Here is a 19008-nt window from a genome sequence, read left to right on the forward strand (position 1 = left end):
GAGGTAAATGTGGAAGAACTTCGCGCGCTTACACCTGGTGTACTCTTGGTTTCTTTAATCTATTCAATTTTGGGTATGATTTTTTTGATGGTGGCCTATAAGGTCTTTGATATCGTCAATGCCCTTGAGTTTACCAAAGAACTCGAAAAAAACAATCAAGCCTTGGGAACTGTGATCGCAGGCTTTTTCATTGCCATCGCTATAATTATCGCAGCGGCAATTCACGGCTGATGAAAAAGCTTCTTTCTTCTCTTCTCTTTGCCTGCAGTCTTTCTCTCGGCTCAGCAGCCCTGGCTGAAGAATCTACCCGTTTGTACCTGCCTCAGAGTGTTCCTTTGCCTGCTGTAGCTTTGGTCGATGATTCCAGTGCATTGGGACTCAATCCGGGGGGGGCTGGCGCAAAAGATTTATTTGAACTGTATCTGAGTAAATCTTTAAACCCCAACAATGCTGGGCAATTCAGTGTTTTTGCAGGCATTCCCAACATGTCCTTTGGGTATCAGCAATTTCAAGCGGGAATCTTGGGTGATTTGCGCCGTTTTTCAATGGGGGTCAGCTACCCCCTTCAAGACTATTTATCACTGGGCCTCTCCTATCACCTAACCCAGGAAATTGCATCTGCCAATTCCAATATTCATTCCTTTGATTTGGGGCTGCAATTTCGTCCCGTCAGCTTTTTATCTTTGGGCCTCAGTGCCCGAAACCTCAACAACCCCCGCGTTCAAGACCGCGAAATCAAGCGTTCCTATGTGGCCGGCGTAGGCGTCCGCCCCTTTGGCAAACGCTTGACCCTGACGGCTGATGCCCAATGGGATGAAGGCGATGATGTCAAACAAATGACCGGTCTTTTTGGGCTGGAATCTGAACCCATTGATGGGATACTACTCAGAGGCTCGATCGATTTAAAAGGTCAGTTCATGCTCGGATTGGGCTTCCAGTTTGATCATTTCAATCTGGGCTATTATCACAGCTTCAACGGAACGCCCAATCAAGACAGCCTGCACCTCAAGGTCACCAATACCACCTTTCATAACGCCATTCAACAAATGGGAAACCATTTCGCCTATATTAACCTTCACCAGGGGCTGATTCTCGACTCCGGCGAACCCACAGGCAATTTTCTGCGTAAAAACCAACCGCTTTCCTATTGGCGTTTTTTGGAACAGCTCAAAGAAGTAGAGACGCTTTCCCGCTATAAGGGCGTCGTGATTGATCTCAGCAGCTTACGCGCTGGCCTGGGTACGATTGAAGAAATTCATGAGGCCTTGCGCAGAGTGCGTTCTGCCGGAAAACAGATTATTGTCTATTTGCGTGAGGGTGGCATGGCCGAACACTACCTGGCCTCGCTGGCGGATAAAATCGTCATGCATCCTTTGGGCAGCTTGCAAATGAAGGGCTTTTCTTATGTCATGCCCCATTATAAAGATCTGCTTGAGCAGGTGGGCGTCAATATCGAGTTTATCAAAGTCGGTGCGTATAAAACCGGTCTTGAATCTTATACCCGCAGCGAGTCCTCTGCCGCCACACTCGAACAATACGGTTCGATCCAAAAAGACGATTTTGATCGCTACCTAGCCAATTTACAAGCCACCCGCCATTTGGATCCAGCTGTGATCGACAAGATTTTTAAAAAATCACTCTTCAATGCCAGTGAAGCCAAGGAAACGGGCTTAATTGATGCGATTGCCTATCAGGATGAAATCCCTGAAATAGCGGCCAATTTGATCCATCAACCCAGCAGTCAGTTTGAAGATATCAGCCGGACCCGCTTTGAAAAAAACGCCTGGGAACCCAGTGATAAAATAGCTGTCGTCTATATCTCTGGCAATATTGTGGAAGGCAACAGTGGACGTGGACTGGTCTTTGGAGAAGAATATGTCGGTTCAAATACCATTGTCGAACAAATTCTGGCTCTGCCCCGAGATCCCCAAGTCAAGGCCCTGGTGGTACGCATCAACAGCCCAGGGGGCTCAGCCCTGGCCTCAGATGAAATTTACAGGGCCATGAAACTCTATAAAAAACTGACCGGCAATCCCGTGATCGTCTCAATGGCAGATGTGGCAGCTTCTGGTGGGTATTGGATTGCCCTGGCGGGGGATCAAATCCTTGCCAATGAAAGCACCATGACGGGAAGTATCGGCATTTATGCTGGAAAAACCAATCTCCACGGCCTGTTCAATCTGCTGGGCGTCAAGCATTCAATTATCAAAACGAATGAGAAAGCCGATGCTGAAGGTGAACACCGCGCCTATAGCGATGATGAACGCCAAATGATTCAAAACAATCTGAGAGAATACTACCGTGTTTTCCTGGAGCGGGTCTCTGAAAATCGCAAACTCGATTTCTCGGTAGTCGAACAGGTCGCCCAAGGTCGGGTCTATACGGGCAAACAGGCCTTGAATATTCACCTAGTCGACAAAATTGGAGGCCTTTCTGAAGCAATTGCCCTGGCCCGCAGCCAGGCAAAAATTCGTACCCAGGGCATACAAATTGAGCATTTGCCTGAAATGGGCAATTTCCTTGCCCAAGCGACCTTGCCTTTAGAGCAGAAAGCCCTCTTGCCTGAAATTCGAGCCTCGGTTGAGCGTTTGTTTCCCTCATCTACGCACGTTCTCGCGATGTTGGAGCCTGAATTTTTCTTAAAATTTTAAGAAATTCAGCTTTCAAGAATCAAGTCACCTATTTTTTTTTATTGGATATAAAACAAGTAAAATCTTTTGGATTCTATACTTGTTTTATATCTTTATTTCTGAAAGTGAATAGATAATGAGGCTTCAATCATTTTTCCTTCTTTCCCTTTCCGCTTTTTTTCTCACAGCATGTATGCAACGCAACGATGCTCTCACCCAAGCCGTTCCTCAAGGCGGCGCGAAATTTCAAACGTCTTCTGAAGCTTGTCCCAGTATGTGTACCGCACGCGGTCTCAATTATCAAAAATTTATTGGGACTTCCATCGGAGATTGTTTTTGTGAACCCCATTAAGCCAGTTTGTCCCGAATCGCTTTGACGATTCGCTGGGATGCTCCTTTTGGCCCGTATCTTTCAGCCTGAACAGTTTGGGCAGCCCTTCGATAGGCGGGTTCTGTCAAAAGGCGGTTCAAAAACCAGGCCACGATCTCAGCATGCGGATCTGTTAGCAAGGTGAGCGCAGGCCCCAAAAGGCGGGTCTGCGCCTCTGCAAATTTTGGCGTGTATTGTAGCCCCTCTCGCCCCCAAGTCAAAATTGGAATGCCTAAGCCTGCGGCCTGCTCATGGGCCGTTCCTGCAAAACCAATCAAGGCTTCAGCCTGGTTTAAGATCGCTCCCCAATAATCTGAAGTATAGAGATAGAGGCGCATTTCCCCTTTTTGATAGCGATCTGTTTTTTCAAGCTCTTGTTGTTGCCAACCGCTTTGCAGCAAAACGGTCTGGATTTCATAGTTTGGAATACCGGGTGCCAGGCTGAGCAAGAAGTCATAGGGCCTCTCCCTGCAAGCTTCCAAATGGTGCACTAAATCGTTAAAATTCGCCACAGCATCCTGCCGACTGCCTGGAGCCAAAGCGATTCTGTTTCGCCCGGGTTGTGGGTGATAATTCCAGTTTTTCAGAGGTTCACAGCGATCCAAGATCGGGTTCCCCAATGCTTCTACCCGCAAGCCTCTTATTTTCAGACCGGCTGCGGTGAGCGCGTCGCGTGGATAGATTCCCAAACTTGCCTGACGCAGCATTTGGCATTGCAGGACATCATAGGTATTTTTTCGACCCTGGGTATAATAATCACTCAAGGCACAGCCCACAAAGGCAAAGGGCAGTTTGCGCTGCCAGGCATAGGTGACGACGACGATATCTCCCACTGCAAGCACCCCATCCAAGGGGGTTTGATTGAGCACCTGACGTGCTTTCAAGAGATGCCCCCCCAAACCGGCCTGAAAATCCTTGAAAAGCTTCAATGGATTTAAATAGGCAAAACCAGCGGAAGGCGGCGAAAACTTGACAGGCAGGCATTCAATCCCCGCCTGCTTGTAAAAATGACCTTCTCCTACCAAGGGCAAAGCCAAAAGGGTATCTTGTGGGGCTTGTGCTTTCCAGGCCTGGGCCAGACTGACGCCAAGTAAATCTTCGCCCATGCCATTGCTGAGCAGGAGCATGCGTCGCTTCATAGGCTACCTGGAAAAAAGTCTTTGACCAGATCCAGATAAGCTGTGCTGTGCACCTTCCCCTCACGAATGCTTAAAGTCTGCTCACGGGGCCATGAAGGCATTTTTTGCCAGGACATGAGGATACGTATCGGTTTTTTTCCTGCCTGCCCACTGACCCGACAGAGGGCGTTTAAATAGAATCCCTGCGCTTGGGCTGCCTGCCTCACCGTGGTTTCTGTCTCTGCTGGCAGGATCAGAGCCAATTGCCCCTGGGGAGTCAACCCGTCTTTCGCAAAGGCGAGAATATCCTTCCAACTCAAATCCAGGCTGGAGCGTCCACGGGCCCGGGCTGGCTCTGGAGAAAGCGTATAGGGTTCAAAATAGGGGGGATTGCTCAGTATCAGATCAAAGGCCCGTTCTGGACGGTAGTCTTGTAATTTGAGCTGCCTGAGCTGAAGTCGCTCTTCCCAAGCTGAAGCTTTAAAATTTTCCTGGGCCTGTTCAGCCGCTTGGGGTTCTGGTTCCAGCGCTTCAATTTGGGCCTGGGGATATTTTTGAGCCTGCATCAGGGCCAAAATCCCTGTCCCCGTGCCAATATCTAAAATGTGTTGGGGCTGCTCAGATTCAACCCAAGAACCCAGCAGCAGAGCGTCTGTCCCCATCGGGATGGGACTGTTCTGCTGCCGAATCCAAAACTGCTTGAGGCGAAAATCAGTGGGCATGCCTGAGTTTAAAGTCTTCCGTAAAGCCAATCAATTGATGCAGAATTCCCGGCTCCATGGCCGAATGGCCTGCATCGGGAACAATCTCAAGCTGGGCTTCTGGCCAGGCCCTGTGCAAATCCCAGGCAGAGCGTACCGGGCAGACCACATCATAGCGTCCATGCACAATATAGCCCGGAATCTGGCGAATTTTATCGACATTTTCCAAAAGATAATTTTTGCTTGGGAAAAAGGAATCATGGATAAAATAATGGCATTCAATTCGCGCGAAAGCCAAGGCAAACTCAGCTTCATCAAAGGCTTCGACCAGGTTTAGATCGGGAATTAATTTAGAAGTCGCGGCTTCCCAGGTACTCCAGACCCGTGCAGCCTGCAACCGTACCTCTGGATCTTCTGAAGTCAGGCGGGCATAATAGGCTTTGACCATGTCATGGCGTTCATTTTCAGGGATCACGGCCAGGTATTTTTCCCAGACATCGGGATAAAGCCAAGAGGCCCCTTCCTGATAAAGCCATTGAATTTCTTCGGGCCGACAGAGAAAGATTCCCCGCAAAATCAAACCACTGGCCCGATCAGGATGGGTAATCGCATAGCTGAGCGCCAGGGTACTGCCCCAGCTGCCCCCAAAGACCAGCCATTTTTCAATGCCCAGTTCCTGGCGCAATTTTTCAATATCTGCCACCAAATCCCAGGTGGTATTCTCTCTTAAATCGGCATGGGGCAAGCTTTTGCCTGCTCCGCGCTGATCAAAGAGAATGATGCGGTAAAATTCAGGGTCAAAAAAGCGGCGGTATTTTTCATTCACCCCGCCCCCAGGCCCGCCATGCAGGAACACGACAGGATAGCCTTCTGGATTGCCACAGGCTTCGTAATACAAACTGTGAGGGTCGGAAACCTTGATAAATCCGGTATGGTAGGGTTCAATTTCAGGAAATAGAATGTTTTTCTGATCTGCTTGTAGAGGTTGCATAGCCGCTCCTGACGATGTTTTTCTGCTTCTCCAGACAGAGAACACTGGCAGTATACAAGCTATTCGCTAATACTGCCGACCCAAACGCATTTTAGAACAAACAACCTATCATTGAGTTGCCAGAGGCATCCTATTTCTTTGCAGGTTCTTGATGGTGCAGGTATTCCTTTCCGGCCTCAATCAGGAGGGCTGTAGTATTGAGCACCCAGTCCTTTTCAGTCTTGGGCCAGTTCTCCCAGCCTTCCGGAAACTGGTGATCGCGAAACATCAGGGTCACATCAGCCAGTGAGACGGCAGGTTCTCCGTCAATCTCCTTCGTATTCGGGCTGTTGGCGAGAAAGGCCATCAGTAGCCCAAATTCACCTGTAGAGCCAATCAAGTTATTTTCCCCGAGGGTCTTGGTAAGCGCTTCAAGCACTTCCCGATCCGCCGCATCATCCTGGCGATGTGCAATCTTCTGCAGTATCGCTGGCCCAGTCTTAGCAACGAAATTACCCAGGTCAGCCAAGAGCAGCCCGGCAGCCTTTCCGCTGAAGACCTTCGAATCTGGGTCACGGAGAAGATTTTCTGCAATGAAATGGGCGATGTCGGAGCGCTTCAGGTAGCCATCCTTGGCCCGCATCGCCAGGCGGTCAAATTCAGAGGGGCTAAATCTCCCGGTATTCAGACGCGAGGGATCCCCCTGTAGAATGCCACTGTGACCAGGGTGCGAGCCCTGAGAGCCAGGAAAATCAAGGCTGAACAAGCTCGGCGGTAGCGGTGAATCCAGCGCGCCCGATTTGCTCAGCATCTTCGAATGGTTGCCTTTAGCGAAAAGCTCAAGCAAATTTCCCAGGTTGCCGCCGCCGCTGTTACCAAGGGCCACGACATCAGAGATGTCGGCAAGCGGCTGCTCTTCAGTATTGCGAACGGGCAGCGCACCTCCTGAGACCGCAGAACCTATAAATGGACAGGTTGCTTTCTTGGTAGCGATCGACTCTAACTGCTCGCTGCTTAAAGAGAGGACCTGCGTAAGCACATCTTCCGTTGCAAGCAAGCCTTCTCCCAAGGCCGGATGTGCTTTGTCATCCAGATCCTGAATGGTAGCAGGAGCCTCAAGTCCAGCAATTTTCAAGCTGGACTTGGGCACAGACCCCTGCTTTAAGGCATTGAGATCCAGTGATTTCCCGTCAAGGACATAGCCTTCACCTTTGGCTGAAACTAAAATTCGGTCTTTGCCATCGTTCGGCTTTGGAGCCTGACGATGGTCTTCGGGGGTAGCTTTGCGAACATTTCCATCTAAGGGTTCTTCGTTATTAAAGCGAAAGGAAGGGATTGAGGGCATAAGAAACTCCTATTTACAAATGCACAAACTGCATTAAATTTTAATCATATTTTATCTCGAAATATCTAAATTTTTGAAACAAAACTTGTGCACTTTTTTATAGCGTATTTTTTGTAGCTTAGGGCAGGCCCCCTGTAAAGCCTGGAGCACCTGTCTAAAATTACCACTTTACATCAAAGTGATTTCTCTGATAGCAATGAGGATAATTTTTGAGTATGTCCAAGCTCTGAAAAGAGTCTCAAAGAACGGGTTTAATCCCCATATCGCTCTGTTCTAAGTCTCGAAAGCATTCTCAGACGCTGTGATTTGTTCTGCAATAGCTTGAATTTTTTCAATAGAGACATAGTGTTGACGATTTTTATGCCAGCTCAAAATTCCCTGATAAAACACCTTATTACAACGTTGAAGAATTTGCATTTCATGATCTGCAACCCTATCTGCTACGGCTGCTTCGTGGGTAAGAATAGAGCCTTCACCAGCCATAGCCAATTTACGGCAAATACAAATAGTGTTGACAATCAAGCGAGTCAAAGGATACTCATGCTCCAAGGTTTCACCCAGGGTATAATCGTATTTGCGGTCTTTTAACATTCGAACAAAGGGAAAAACATGTTCATCATTAAAGGCTATCAGACCTTTTTGCTCTCCTTTGTAGCAATCTGCGGCCAATACAGCAGGAGAAGAAAACAGTTCGTAATTTTCGACTTCTTCAATGTTCAAGCGATGATAGCCCAGAGCAATGCTATTGGGCTGCTCAATTAAAGCCGCTGCCAATTGATGCTGAAGCACCCAATGGGATTTGATTTCAATTTCAGGAAACGCCGCAAGCAAAGCCAACAAAAACTGGCTGGTAAACAAATTGCAATCCCAGCCATTGCTCAAATAAAGGCGCAGGGTCTTCGCTTCTCCCTTTTGGGTGAATTGCTGCATCGCAGACATCGTCTGATCCAGGGTCTTAAAAAATTGTGGCAAAGCATGGTTTAAACGTTGTCCAGCTTCCGTAATCACCAAGCCCTGCGCTTGTCGTTCAAAGAGTTGAACATTTAATTTTTCTTCCAATTGTGCAATTTGGTAACTTAAAGCCTGCTGGGTATAATTCAGAGCTTCGGCAGCACGCGAAATATTCAATTGCTTGACCAATTCTTGAAAACTGATCAGGGCGTCTAAATTCACATCGCTCATATCAGATCCTCACGTTGAAAATGCCATTGTGCCAACTGCTCAGCAGATAAAACCTGAGCGTTCAAATGGGAATGATAAGCCAACAAAAGTGCTGGGCGCACCCTTAAAGTCTGAGGCGGCTCTGCAACCACAGCCAATTTGCCTTGACTTTGCTCTTTTTGAGTAATGCTGGCGGGTAAAAAAGCAGCCAAGGCCATGTGTTGACACATGTACTTTAAAATATCCACATTGGGCACAATGATTTTAACCTGACGGGGATAGGCTGTTTGGTTCCAAAGCGGAAAGGGAGCTTGCAAAGCCAATGAGGACTCAATTTCACCATAGAGATAATCCGACCAATGCCCCCCCCTGTATTGGGGATGTGAAACAATTTGAAAAGGTTCTTCAGGCCCCAGATAGAGTTCAAACTCTCGTCCTGAGATATAGGGCATCACCCGTTCTCCATTGAGCGAATAAGTGGTCAATACCACATCCAATAATTGTGATTGAAAGGCATCCAATAAAATATGCCAATCTCGATTGAATCCCTGTACATTAAGCAGGTACTGGGGATGCAATACACGCAGAGCAGAAACCAAAGGCAATAAAATACTTCGGCCCCAAAAATCAGACCAACCGAAGCGTATTTCGGCAGGATAAACATTATTGGATACTTGGTTAATTTTGGAAACTCCGATCAGCAGTTCCAAAGCCTGACGTTTGAAGTACTCGCCAGCATCGGTCAATTCACTCAGTTGATTATTAAACAGGGCAACGCCCAATTGTTTTTCCAATTGACGCATGTTTTTTTGTAAGGTCACAGGGGTTACGTTAAGGCTCTCAGCAGCCTGTGAAACATTCAGACAATCGGCCAGCACAGAAAAAAAGTACAGCCATTGTATTTTCATTTTTTAAGCGTATCCTAACAGCAAGAGTAACGGAACGAATAAATCAAGCCCTGCGGATCCAGCACTGAATTGAGTTTATCATAGCGTATATGCTCCCCAAAACGCTTGCTCCTGTAAACACTCCAATCGCCTGTTTAGACACGTTTCAGAGGGTCTCAAACGAAGTTTCTAATCTGCCGTGTTTCTATTTTCACTGAGTTCCCCGCAGAGATTGACCTGCATCAGTTCACGGGTACGCTCCGGGCTATAGCCCACAGTCAAGAGGTAATAGAGTTTGGCCAAGGCCGCTTCTGCGGTCATATCCCCGCCGCCAATCACCCCCACCTCAGCCAAAGCGCGACCGGCTGCATAACTGGTAATTTCAACACCGCCCTTCAGACATTGGGTAACATCGACAATCACCACGCCCCGTTCTGTAGCTTCTGCCAGAACGCGGAGAAAATCGGGGTCACGGGCGGGGCCATTGCCCAGCCCATAGGCCTCTAAAATCAAACCCTGCAAAGGCGGCTGCAGCATATTTTCAAGCACCTGGGCCGAGATGCCGGGAAAGAGGCGCAAAGCCCCCACGGTGGCTTTATTCAGGGCCTGCACATGCAAATTGGGGGGTGTCACCGGCACCGGCCGAATTTCAGGCCAGCGAATCTCGATTTCAATACCGGCAGTACCCAAGAGCGGGTAATTGGGGGAGGCAAAAGCTTGAAACCCCTTGGCATCAACTTTAACGGCCCGACAGCCGCGCAAGAGTTTCCCGCCAAAGAAGAGACAGACTTCTGGAATCGCATATTGCGATGCGATCAGCAGCGAGGTGATCAGATTATCGCGGGCATCATTGCGAATTTCACAGAGCGGAATTTGCGAACCCGTCAAAAGAACAGGCTTGCGCAATCCCTGCAACATAAAGGGCAGAGCCGAAGCGGTATAGGCCATCGTATCGGTTCCGTGCAGCACGATAAAGCCATCGTAATCGTCATAATGGCTGGCGATATCCTCGGCAATTACCAGCCAGTCATCAGGGTGCATATTGGCTGAATCGAGCAGATTCGGGTATTCGTGGATTTCAAATTCTGGCATGCCCGCCTGATTAAACATCGGCATAAGTTCCATTTGGGCCTGAAGATAACCGGGCTCGGGACGATAGCCCTGGGGGGTATTCATCATGCCGATCGTGCCGCCATTATAGGCAATATAAATCCGTTTCATCAGGCCTGAGTGCCTGATTCACGCAACTTGAGTAAATCTGAAAGAATACCTTCAAAATATTTTTTATCTTTGGCATGGGTCAAGAGCTCTGTCGCTGATTCCAGGGGAACCCACCGCGCTTCAGGATTATCTGGGTCTTGAGGTTTGAGTTCTTCCTGTTCAGTGGTAAAGAGGTACATATAGATGGTTTTAACTTCCCCCCTGTCCTCTGTTCCCTCAGAATTCAGTGCAGTGCGCTGATAAGATGGCAAAGGCCGGTTTAAGCGCAGAAATTCAATCCCGGATTCTTCAAAGATTTCCCTTTGAGCAGTCACGGCAGGCTCTTCTCCCACCTCAATTTTACCCTTGGGCAAAGACCAGGAGGTGCCTTTTTGACTCACGATCAGCACCTCCCCTTTGCTATTGAGAACCACGCCCCCAGAAGAATAGGTATGCGCAATCGGCGTGGGTTGAGGAACCGCTTTCGGTTTTTCTGCTTCTGGTTCTTCCAACAGCACAGTTGGATCTAGAATACTGAGTTTACGGGTCAAGGCCTGGTGGCGTTCTTCCAAGTTTTTATGCGCCAGATTAAGTTGTTCAAGCTCTTCCTGTTGCTTGTTTTTTTCAGCCTGTAAATCAGCATAGCGCTTCGCATTGACAATCGCAATCGCTGCCTGATCAGCCAAATAATCAAAGAGAAACTGATCCACATCGGTAAAATTATTCATGAGCTGTTTTGCATCGGCATAAAACAACCCAATTACGCGTTCTCTCAGCATCAGGGGGGCACACATCGCCGAATAGATTTTCTGCGACATCATGCTTTCACTGTGACCTAAAACCTGGGGATTGTCTGAATTAAGACGTACAATCGTATGCTTTTCACTCAAAGCGTCTTTGAGAATCGAGTGGCTGATATCCGCCTGGCCGGATTCCGCTTTTTCCTTATCAATACGGTAGGTGGTCGCGTATTTCCAGAGGATCTTCTCATGCGTATCTGTCAGCACAATAAACCCTCTTTCTGCGCCAATTAGCCCCAAACCTTCCTTGAGAATATTGAGCAGAATCATGTCCAGATTGTTGAGGGTGAGAATGGATTGCGTTACTTTTTTCAGGCGCATCAGATCATCTTTGTGGATAAAGTGCCTTTGCATATCCATCATGGTGTTTTGGCGGGGATCGGGCCCTGTTTCTTCGCTATAGACCAAATGAATATCGCTGGAGATTTGAATCCGATCATTCACTTCAAGTTGTTTTTGTTTGACCCTGACACCATTCACAAAGACATAATTGGTAGAGTTGAGATCCTGAACCGTATAATGCCCGTTTTCAAGAAATATCCGGGCATGGTTGCGTGAAACCTTGGGGTGATCAAATACAAGATCATTGTCTTTGCTTCTCCCAATCGACAGCACAGGCTTGTCCATGGGATATTTTTTGACAATATCATTGCCTTTTAGGTGTGTTAAGAATTTCATCAGTGGATCATCTGACTCTCAGGAATTTTAACGCCTATTGTACACAATCCTGAGCCTGAAAGGAATCCCGCAGAAATTTAAAGCAGAGCGCGTGGGCCGTCAATCATGCCATTGCCAAACTGCTCATCAAAACCAGGCGCACCCAAGTCAATCGCAGTGCCCTCCAAACGGGTTTTGATCTGGGCGGGGGTCAGCTGGGGGTGACGGCTGCGAATCAAGCCGACCAAACCAGCCACAATCGGGGCCGCCATGGAGGTGCCATCCATAAAATCGTATTGGGTCTGATACCCTTCATTTTGGGTCATATAGACAGAAGTCTGAGGCATGGTAGAAAGAATCTGAACGCCTGGAGCAACCACAGACACCCAAGAGCCAAAATTTGAAAAACCAGCCAATTGGCGGGAATTGTCGACAGCGCCCACTGAAATCACACCGGGAATGGCTGCCGGATAGCGCAGTTCATTGGTGGATTCATTGCCTGCGGCCACCACCACGGGCACATTGCGGGAAAAAGCATAGCGAACAGCCCGTTCGAGGGTAGGATCTGACTGAGGACCACCCAAACTCATATTAATCACCTGGGCGCCATGATCGACAGCCCAGACAATGCCAATCGCAACATCGAAAGCATTGCCTGCCCCTTCGGCATCCAATGCTTTAACGGGCATCAGTTTACAACGGGGGCAGGTTCCAGAGACCCCTTCACGGTTATCACCCACAGCAGCGGCAATGCCTGAGGCATGGGTGCCATGGCCATTGTCATCCTGAGGAGGGGTTTGACCTTGAGAGAGCACATTGTAACCAGAGACAAGATTGGCACGCAGATCCGGGTGAGAAAGATCTGCGCCACTGTCAATCACCGCGATAATCACACGGGGATCGCCCAGGGAGAGATCCCAGGCCTTGCCCATGCCGATAATCCCCAACCCCTTCTGTTCAGAAGAGCGGGGGTCGTTGACTGTAAATTTATTGGTATATACCGGGTTGGGCCCCGCATATTGCACATAAGGATCCTGTTTCAGAGAGTTCATCACCTGGGCAGTGGCCATGGCAGGATTCAATTGTTGGTAAAGCGCTTCGCCCATGGGCGAAACTTTCAGCAGGCGCAGGCCATGGGCCTGAGCAAACTGTTGCAAAAGCGTGGGATGGGTGCGGGTTTTAAAACTGACAATGACTTGGCCTGGCACATACTGGGCACGGGCAGCGCTCGCACGGTTGAGACGGGAGACAGCAGCAGTGGGAAGCGTATTGGAAGGCGCTGAAAGCGTCAATTCAGGAGCCATGCGGCCACAGGCCACCAGGCTGATTCCCGCCAAAGCGGCTGTCATCGTTTTTTTGAAGTTCTGCATGAGCTGTTTTTTCATTGTCATCTTATTCTCTCTTCACGCCAGTGCTTATGCAAAGATTATAGCCTGAAAAGCGCTAAAACTTTCGAACCCTTAAAAAGAATATTACTATTTCTTATCTTCGAGATAAAGAACGGGAGGCACGTAAAGCACTTAAAGCGGCAGAAGGGGCTGCAGGATCCGCAGGAGGCTGCGCTGGATTCATGCCTGCAGCCAGGGCTTGAAGAGAGGCATCAATCTGAATGCGCCCCGAACCGAAGAGACGGGCATCGCCAACCGGCTTCGCAGTCCGGGTTATCAATTCTTTGACCTGTTCTGCTTTTAAGCCAGGATTCATGCTTAAAAGCAAAGCGGCCTGAGCTGTTACAATCGGACAGGCCATCGAGGTACCGCTCATGGCAGAGTAAAATACATCAATACCATTCTGTGACATGGCATTGGTCAAATAGGTCGGCGTGGTCGACATAATATCGACACCAGGGGCCATGACATCAATCCGCTCATCGTGGTTGGTGAAATCCGCGAGCCAGTCTTTGCTATCGGTTGCGCCCACCGCCAGAACACCGGGAAGATTGGCAGGGAAACCGGTATGGGTAAAAGAGTTTCCAGCAGCCGCTACAATCAAAACTCCCTTAGACTGCGCATATTCAATCGCAAGTTGAATCGGCTTGCTTTGATCGCCCCCCCCTAAACTGAGATTGATCACCCGCGCCCCTTTGTCAGTGGCATAGGTAATTCCTTGGGCAATCGCAAAAGCTGAACCCCAGCCTTCCTGGTTCAAGGCTTTGATATTCAAAACCTTAACCATCGGCGCAATCCCAGCCACACCGGTCTGGTTATCTGCTAAAGCAGCGATGATACCCGCTACATGGGTGCCATGGCCCAACTGGTCGAGGGGATCATCATCAACCGTATCGGGAGAGCCGATGCCATTGGGGCCAGAAACATCTTCGGCCATGAAGTCCATGCCATTGATAATTTGTCCTTTCAAATCAGGGTGACGGTAATCTACCCCGCTATCGACCACAGCCACCAGGATTTCCTGTTTACTGCGCATCAGCCCCCACGCTTGGGGAATTCCGATTTTGGGCAAAGCCCACTGCAAAGGATAAAAGGCATCAGAAAGAGGAGCTGCTGCAGTCGACTGTCTGAAAACAGGAACCTGAGGAGCAGCCAAGGCAGTATAGCGTGGGTTACGGGCGACACTTGCCACTTCAGGAAGGCTTTTCAATTTTGAAACCGCTTGATCACTCTGGGCCTGAGACTGAAATTTCAAAAGCGCGAATTTGTCTCCTTGAATGGTCAGAGGCTGGGCATGGGTTAAACCGGGCAGAACAGGAGTCTGTTGGGCTTGGGTGGCAAAACCACTGCGGTACTCGACCACTACTTCAGCGGGAAGAAATGGAGACTGCTTTTTCGTGACCCACTTGGCCTGAACACGGGCAGGGGCAACCTGACGGGTCGGAATCGCAGACAAAGGCGCTTGAAGACCGGAAGAACAGGCTGTCAAAACCAGAAAAGAAGCTGAAATGGTTGAAGCTGAAAAAAGCTTTGATTTCATAAAAAGAAGACTCCGACTACGCTTTTGATAAAAATCATATCGGAAAAAAAACCAAAGAGATTGCTTAGACTAAACAAAACTTAGAAAAAAGTTAGTCATTACTTAATAACTTAATATTTTGTAATATTTATCAGAGACCCAATTGACTTGCAAACTATTAATTGTTAAGATTTGTATATCAGGTAAAGTTAAGTTTTGTAAACAAAAATTTAGTTTTACAAAGGGAGAGGAACAAGGAAATGAAAAACAGTGTGATTCGCAAAAGACAAAAAGGTTTAACTTTGATTGAAATGCTGACCGCCACGAGCATTCTCATGACAGTCAGTTTGGGCATGGCAACATTTATCCCTGCCAGTTTTAAGAACAATGATCGCAACAAACGTCAAATCGTCAGCACCCAGATCATTAACCAGGTCATGGAAGAAATCAACCGCCAGGAATTTAATACCATCAATGCAGGTACAGAACCCGAAAGGGCTCAGAATGAACCCCTGATTACCGTTCTGGATACCCGAGGCAATGATGTAAGTATAGACACCACAGTTTCACCGCCCCTGGTCACAGGCAATACCATCAGCATGGGTGACAGCTCAAACCCTTTGACCTATCCGCGCCTGATCAGCATGAACAACGTCAACTACCGTGTCGATCTGCTGGTTCAAAAAGGACCTTTTGATCAAATTGCAAGTCTTTCACCAGCCCAAAGCGATAACAAACTTTCAGATTTTCTGGTGCCTCCCGCCCTGGCCGGCAACAATGCGAGTCTCTCAATCCAAATGACGCCATCCACGGCTATCGGTTATAAAAATACCACTCCCTTCCAATTCAGCAGCAGTTGCTCAGGTTGCCCTCCCGAAAGATTCCGTCAATACAATTGGAATTTTGGCGTCGGCGAAGGCAATAATTCTGGAGATGCGGCCCCAGTCAAAACCTTCAGTGTCCCAGGCAGCAACAAAGAAGTCTTTCTCACGATTACAGACACAAGAGACCCCAGTTGGGCCGTCAGCACCCGCAGATATCTCACCATCAAAGAATCGGCTGTTACGGTAGAAGTTATTCCCAATGCGCCAGAAACCGGAGAAACCGTCACGTTCAGAGCCACCTGCAGTACAGACAACAATATGGATTGCGGCAGCAGCCCTCAGTTTGTCTGGACCTTTGGAGATGGACAATCCCAAACCGGCCAAACCGTGACCCACGTCTATCAGGAATCGGGAAACTATACCCCCGCAGTGACAGTGACAGGGGGAGCAGATCCCACAGCCAGTCAACCCATCAGCGTCTCTCCGGCAGGCGGTCGCCAGGCAATTATCAATCTCAATCCAGGAAGCACAGGGATCGCAGGGCCCTTAGATAATTCGGAAACCACAAATTTTCAATTTGAAACCACCAGCCGACATCTGGCAGATACTGGTGCCAGCGCAGTAGTTTACAAACTCAATTTTGGCGATGGAAGTCCAGAAGTGGAATTGAGAGACGAAAACCCCAATGATAGCAGCTTTCCCTCCAGCAACCACCGCTATCTGTTGGGAGGAGACTATAAGGTCAGCATGACAGCCACCCCCGTCGGCGGCACAGATACCAGTCCAGTCATAACCAGCACCACCGTTCACGCCCAATCCAAAGTCGAAATTCTGACCTCAACCACCACCGTCAATGTCGGTCAACAGATTCGCTTTGACACCACTGCCTTGGGGACAGGTCAAAACCCTGCCTATAACTGGAGTTTTGGAGATGGTCAGAACCAAGTAAACTATGCAGGCATGAGCTACCATACCTTCGCTGAACCCGGTCTTTATGACGTAAGCGTTCAGGTAGAAGGGGGCACACGGCCTTCTGCAGTCAAACAGATCCAGGTGGTCACCATAAACGGCACAGGCCATGATCAAGCCGAAATGAAAAAAATAACGGTCTTTATCTCACCCTGGACAGGCAAAGGGAATCAGCAAAAAATCAATACCAGCTCCGTCTTTTTTCTGGGCCAAGCGAAACGATAAGGGGAAAAACAATGAAATCACAAAAAGGCTTTACCTTAACAGAATTACTCGTCAGTATTACCTTACTGGCAGGATTGACAGGGTTGGGTTTAAGACTCTACCTGCAATCAGAACAGGCGCTTAAAATCGCAGAATCTGAAGCCAATATGCAACAAAGTGCGCGCATCGCCATTACCAAAATTGCCGAAGAGCTGCGCCAGGCCTCAGATTATTTTGAAGTTCCCTTCGACGGATTGCCCCAAGCGAAAGAGATCCTGTTTATCCGCCCTGTTCACGATCATAATTCAGGACAGGTCAGTGGCAATATCCTGGTCAGGTATTGGTTTCACCAGAACACGGAAGGCGTTTATTCGCTCTTAAGAGCGGAAAAAAATCATGGCAGTGAAACCCACTTAAATACAAGCGATGGGGAATTTGAACCCGATCCAGAAAAAGCAAGCGATCGCGAAAGCTTTAAAATCACCCCCCTGATTCGGGAAGCAACGGTGATCGAGCCCGGAAAACAATCCTATTTTCAACAAAACAGAAGCCAGCTCAATCTGGTCACCCTGCGTCTCGTCACCGCGACCTATGGCTATGTACGGAATCCACAGAGCGCACAGACCAAATTGGAAGTCAAAAGACGGTTTCGTTTGGATACCACCCTTGATGCCCGCAATCTGAATCTTTAAGAGGTCACTATGCAAAGAAAAATAAAACCCCAAAAAGGAAGCGCACTCTTGCCCGTCATGATCCTGGTGGTGGTCATGAGTGCTTTGATGGGAGCCATGGCCATGAAAATTACAGGGCATGTCAAAGTCAATCAACGCACCGTTTTATCTGAAAAGGCATTGATGATTGCCGAAGCCGGAATTCAAAGAGCCTTGACCGGACTCACCTGGCAAAATGACAATATGAGCTGGGAACTCAAAGACCTGACCCAAAGACCCGCAAACGCGCCCGAAAGTTTCTGGCTGTGGAAATGGCAAACCGTTAAAGACAGCAAGGGGCTCCCCATTGGACGCTATTGGCTGGAAATTCTGCCAGCGGAAAGTAACCGTCGCCTCATGCGCATCAAAGCCATCGGACAAATCTTTGCTGACAGACAAGGCGGCACTTCAGGCCGAGAGGTTCAACGAACCCTGGGCGTAGAATTCAGACAAGTCAGCCTGGGAGATTTTGCAATCGCCAGCAACCACCAGCTCGGAGGCACCCGAATCAATGGGGGAGCACGTATTCATGGAGGCATTTTTACAGCCGGAAAACTCCATCTTGATGCTTCTTCAACAGGAATTTACAACGATTATACGGATTTAAATGACAATCAGAATTTTCAGGGCTATAGCTTACCCGTCACCCCCCCTGAAGCTGAAGTCTTTGTTTACAAAGACCCCCTTTCAGCAGATATGGAAAATGGCGTGGTCAAACTGGCTGCACAAGCAGATTTGGGAACTTCAGCCAATCCAATGCAAGCCATCCATGTCCAAGAAAATAGCAATATCATCGACCCAGGAACAGGCATGACAGGAACCGCAGGAGACGGGATTATTGGACAGGGCCAGGAAAAAGCCAAAGGTAAAAAAGATCATACCCTTCCCAGCGTCAGTTTTCCCGATGCCTCTGTGAACAGCAGCTTTATGAACGCCCGCAAAAATGAAGCACAAAACAATGGCAATGCCATTTATACAGGCGACCTGGTACTCGGAAACTCAGATTTCAGTCTCGGCAGTGGGCCCGCACTGAGCTACAACGCCAGTACCCATGAATTGGTACTCCAGGGTACTGTCTATATCATCGGCAATCTGAGCATACCCCAAAGCGTTAGTTATACAGGCAAAGGCGCACTGTTTGTAGAAGGCAATGTTCAAGCGCCTGAGGGTCTTGAACCCAAAGATTCAAGTAATTTCCCAAATACAGAAGCCCTCGGACTGGTTTGCAGCGGCAATATGGAATTGGGAAGAAATTCAGGTGATAGCAGTCGCTATGCAGGTTTCTTCTTCGGCAATCAATCTATCACGGTTCAAAAAGCCAAAATTTATGGAAATATCTTTGGCAATACCGTCAATCTCCCGACAACCGGCACCCGCCCAGATATTTATGTTCACCCTGATTTGATGGGCTCAATTGGGGTGGCCCTGCCAGATTTTAGCAAAGCCGAAATCTTACGCAATAAATGGTGGGAAATGAAAGGACGCCTGGGCTTAAAAAGCCCAGACTAAAAGCCTGAGAACTGGCCAAAGGCCTGGAGCAAAGAGGGTTGAGAAC

General features: G+C 48.5%; 16 protein-coding genes. 6 read left to right on the top strand and 10 right to left on the bottom strand.

Going from position 1 to position 19008, the window contains the following annotated elements; genetic code table 11:
* Nucleotides 1-9 precede the first annotated feature (9 nt).
* From COW20_10860 to COW20_10870, 3 genes are all read left to right on the top strand, one after another.
* A complete protein-coding gene (locus COW20_10860) occupies nucleotides 10-231 on the top strand; it encodes a DUF350 domain-containing protein (protein ID PIW48027.1) in 222 nt (73 codons plus the stop codon).
* Complete coding sequence (gene sppA, locus COW20_10865) at nucleotides 231-2651, top strand: signal peptide peptidase SppA (protein PIW48028.1); 2421 nt, start codon at nucleotides 231-233, stop codon at nucleotides 2649-2651. Before COW20_10860 ends, sppA begins: the two co-directional genes overlap by 1 nt.
* Before the next feature lie 115 nt (nucleotides 2652-2766).
* Nucleotides 2767-2982 (top strand): hypothetical protein, encoded by a 216-nt coding sequence (locus tag COW20_10870; GenBank protein PIW48029.1) that lies wholly within the window; start codon nucleotides 2767-2769, stop codon nucleotides 2980-2982.
* Here the strand turns inward: COW20_10870 and COW20_10875 are convergent.
* The 10 genes from COW20_10875 to COW20_10920 form a co-directional block, all read right to left on the bottom strand.
* Nucleotides 2979-4139: a hypothetical protein gene (locus tag COW20_10875; protein PIW48030.1), complete on the bottom strand. Its 1161-nt coding sequence runs from the start codon at nucleotides 4137-4139 to the stop codon at nucleotides 2979-2981. The genes COW20_10870 and COW20_10875 overlap by 4 nt on opposite strands.
* Nucleotides 4136-4840 (bottom strand): DNA-binding protein, encoded by a 705-nt coding sequence (locus COW20_10880; GenBank protein PIW48031.1) that lies wholly within the window; start codon nucleotides 4838-4840, stop codon nucleotides 4136-4138. Before COW20_10880 ends, COW20_10875 begins: the two co-directional genes overlap by 4 nt.
* Complete coding sequence (pip, locus tag COW20_10885) at nucleotides 4830-5810, bottom strand: prolyl aminopeptidase (GenBank protein ID PIW48032.1); 981 nt, start codon at nucleotides 5808-5810, stop codon at nucleotides 4830-4832. The genes COW20_10880 and pip overlap by 11 nt, the downstream gene beginning before the upstream one ends.
* A 130-nt stretch (nucleotides 5811-5940) precedes the next feature.
* Nucleotides 5941-7134 carry a hypothetical protein gene (locus COW20_10890; GenBank protein PIW48033.1) on the bottom strand — a complete coding sequence of 398 codons (1194 nt, stop codon included), beginning with the start codon at nucleotides 7132-7134 and terminating at the stop codon, nucleotides 5941-5943.
* A 273-nt stretch (nucleotides 7135-7407) separates the two neighbouring features.
* Nucleotides 7408-8316 carry a hypothetical protein gene (locus COW20_10895; GenBank protein ID PIW48034.1) on the bottom strand — a complete coding sequence of 303 codons (909 nt, stop codon included), beginning with the start codon at nucleotides 8314-8316 and terminating at the stop codon, nucleotides 7408-7410.
* A complete protein-coding gene (locus COW20_10900) occupies nucleotides 8313-9203 on the bottom strand; it encodes a hypothetical protein (protein ID PIW48035.1) in 891 nt (296 codons plus the stop codon). Before COW20_10900 ends, COW20_10895 begins: the two co-directional genes overlap by 4 nt.
* A gap of 168 nt (nucleotides 9204-9371) precedes the next feature.
* Entirely contained in the window at nucleotides 9372-10403 is a 1032-nt protein-coding gene (locus tag COW20_10905; protein ID PIW48036.1) for an L-asparaginase 1, read from the bottom strand.
* Complete coding sequence (locus tag COW20_10910; protein PIW48037.1) at nucleotides 10403-11860, bottom strand: hypothetical protein; 1458 nt, start codon at nucleotides 11858-11860, stop codon at nucleotides 10403-10405. Before COW20_10910 ends, COW20_10905 begins: the two co-directional genes overlap by 1 nt.
* A 77-nt stretch (nucleotides 11861-11937) precedes the next feature.
* Complete coding sequence (locus COW20_10915) at nucleotides 11938-13230, bottom strand: peptidase S8 (GenBank protein ID PIW48038.1); 1293 nt, start codon at nucleotides 13228-13230, stop codon at nucleotides 11938-11940.
* A gap of 91 nt (nucleotides 13231-13321) precedes the next feature.
* A complete protein-coding gene (locus COW20_10920) occupies nucleotides 13322-14767 on the bottom strand; it encodes a hypothetical protein (GenBank protein PIW48039.1) in 1446 nt (481 codons plus the stop codon).
* Nucleotides 14768-15006: 239 nt separating this feature from the next.
* On the opposite strand from COW20_10920, the gene COW20_10925 reads away from it, so the two are divergent.
* Genes COW20_10925 through COW20_10935 form a run of 3 tightly spaced genes read left to right on the top strand, consistent with a single transcriptional unit; the run spans nucleotide 15007 to nucleotide 18962 of the window.
* On the top strand, nucleotides 15007-16764 hold the full coding sequence (locus COW20_10925) for a hypothetical protein (protein ID PIW48040.1): 1758 nt from the start codon (nucleotides 15007-15009) through the stop codon (nucleotides 16762-16764).
* An 11-nt stretch (nucleotides 16765-16775) separates the two neighbouring features.
* Nucleotides 16776-17435, top strand: coding sequence for a hypothetical protein (locus COW20_10930; protein ID PIW48041.1), 660 nt, complete (start codon nucleotides 16776-16778; stop codon nucleotides 17433-17435).
* Between the two features lie 9 nt (nucleotides 17436-17444).
* Nucleotides 17445-18962 carry a hypothetical protein gene (locus COW20_10935; protein PIW48042.1) on the top strand — a complete coding sequence of 506 codons (1518 nt, stop codon included), beginning with the start codon at nucleotides 17445-17447 and terminating at the stop codon, nucleotides 18960-18962.
* Nucleotides 18963-19008 lie beyond the last annotated feature (46 nt).

The sequence above is a fragment of the bacterium (Candidatus Blackallbacteria) CG13_big_fil_rev_8_21_14_2_50_49_14 genome (assembly GCA_002783405.1).
Classification (GTDB): domain Bacteria; phylum Cyanobacteriota; class Sericytochromatia; order UBA7694; family UBA7694.

Coding starts and splice junctions, on each gene's coding strand:
- sppA (PIW48028.1), top strand. CDS start 231: ATGAAAAAGCTTCTTTCTTCTCTTCTCTTTGCCTGCAGTCTTTCTCTC.
- COW20_10910 (PIW48037.1), bottom strand. CDS start 11,860: ATGAAATTCTTAACACACCTAAAAGGCAATGATATTGTCAAAAAATAT.
- COW20_10900 (PIW48035.1), bottom strand. CDS start 9,203: ATGAAAATACAATGGCTGTACTTTTTTTCTGTGCTGGCCGATTGTCTG.
- COW20_10930 (PIW48041.1), top strand. CDS start 16,776: ATGAAATCACAAAAAGGCTTTACCTTAACAGAATTACTCGTCAGTATT.
- COW20_10905 (PIW48036.1), bottom strand. CDS start 10,403: ATGAAACGGATTTATATTGCCTATAATGGCGGCACGATCGGCATGATG.
- COW20_10925 (PIW48040.1), top strand. CDS start 15,007: ATGAAAAACAGTGTGATTCGCAAAAGACAAAAAGGTTTAACTTTGATT.
- COW20_10915 (PIW48038.1), bottom strand. CDS start 13,230: ATGACAATGAAAAAACAGCTCATGCAGAACTTCAAAAAAACGATGACA.
- COW20_10890 (PIW48033.1), bottom strand. CDS start 7,134: ATGCCCTCAATCCCTTCCTTTCGCTTTAATAACGAAGAACCCTTAGAT.
- COW20_10920 (PIW48039.1), bottom strand. CDS start 14,767: ATGAAATCAAAGCTTTTTTCAGCTTCAACCATTTCAGCTTCTTTTCTG.
- COW20_10875 (PIW48030.1), bottom strand. CDS start 4,139: ATGAAGCGACGCATGCTCCTGCTCAGCAATGGCATGGGCGAAGATTTA.
- COW20_10895 (PIW48034.1), bottom strand. CDS start 8,316: ATGAGCGATGTGAATTTAGACGCCCTGATCAGTTTTCAAGAATTGGTC.
- pip (PIW48032.1), bottom strand. CDS start 5,810: ATGCAACCTCTACAAGCAGATCAGAAAAACATTCTATTTCCTGAAATT.
- COW20_10880 (PIW48031.1), bottom strand. CDS start 4,840: ATGCCCACTGATTTTCGCCTCAAGCAGTTTTGGATTCGGCAGCAGAAC.
- COW20_10935 (PIW48042.1), top strand. CDS start 17,445: ATGCAAAGAAAAATAAAACCCCAAAAAGGAAGCGCACTCTTGCCCGTC.
- COW20_10870 (PIW48029.1), top strand. CDS start 2,767: ATGAGGCTTCAATCATTTTTCCTTCTTTCCCTTTCCGCTTTTTTTCTC.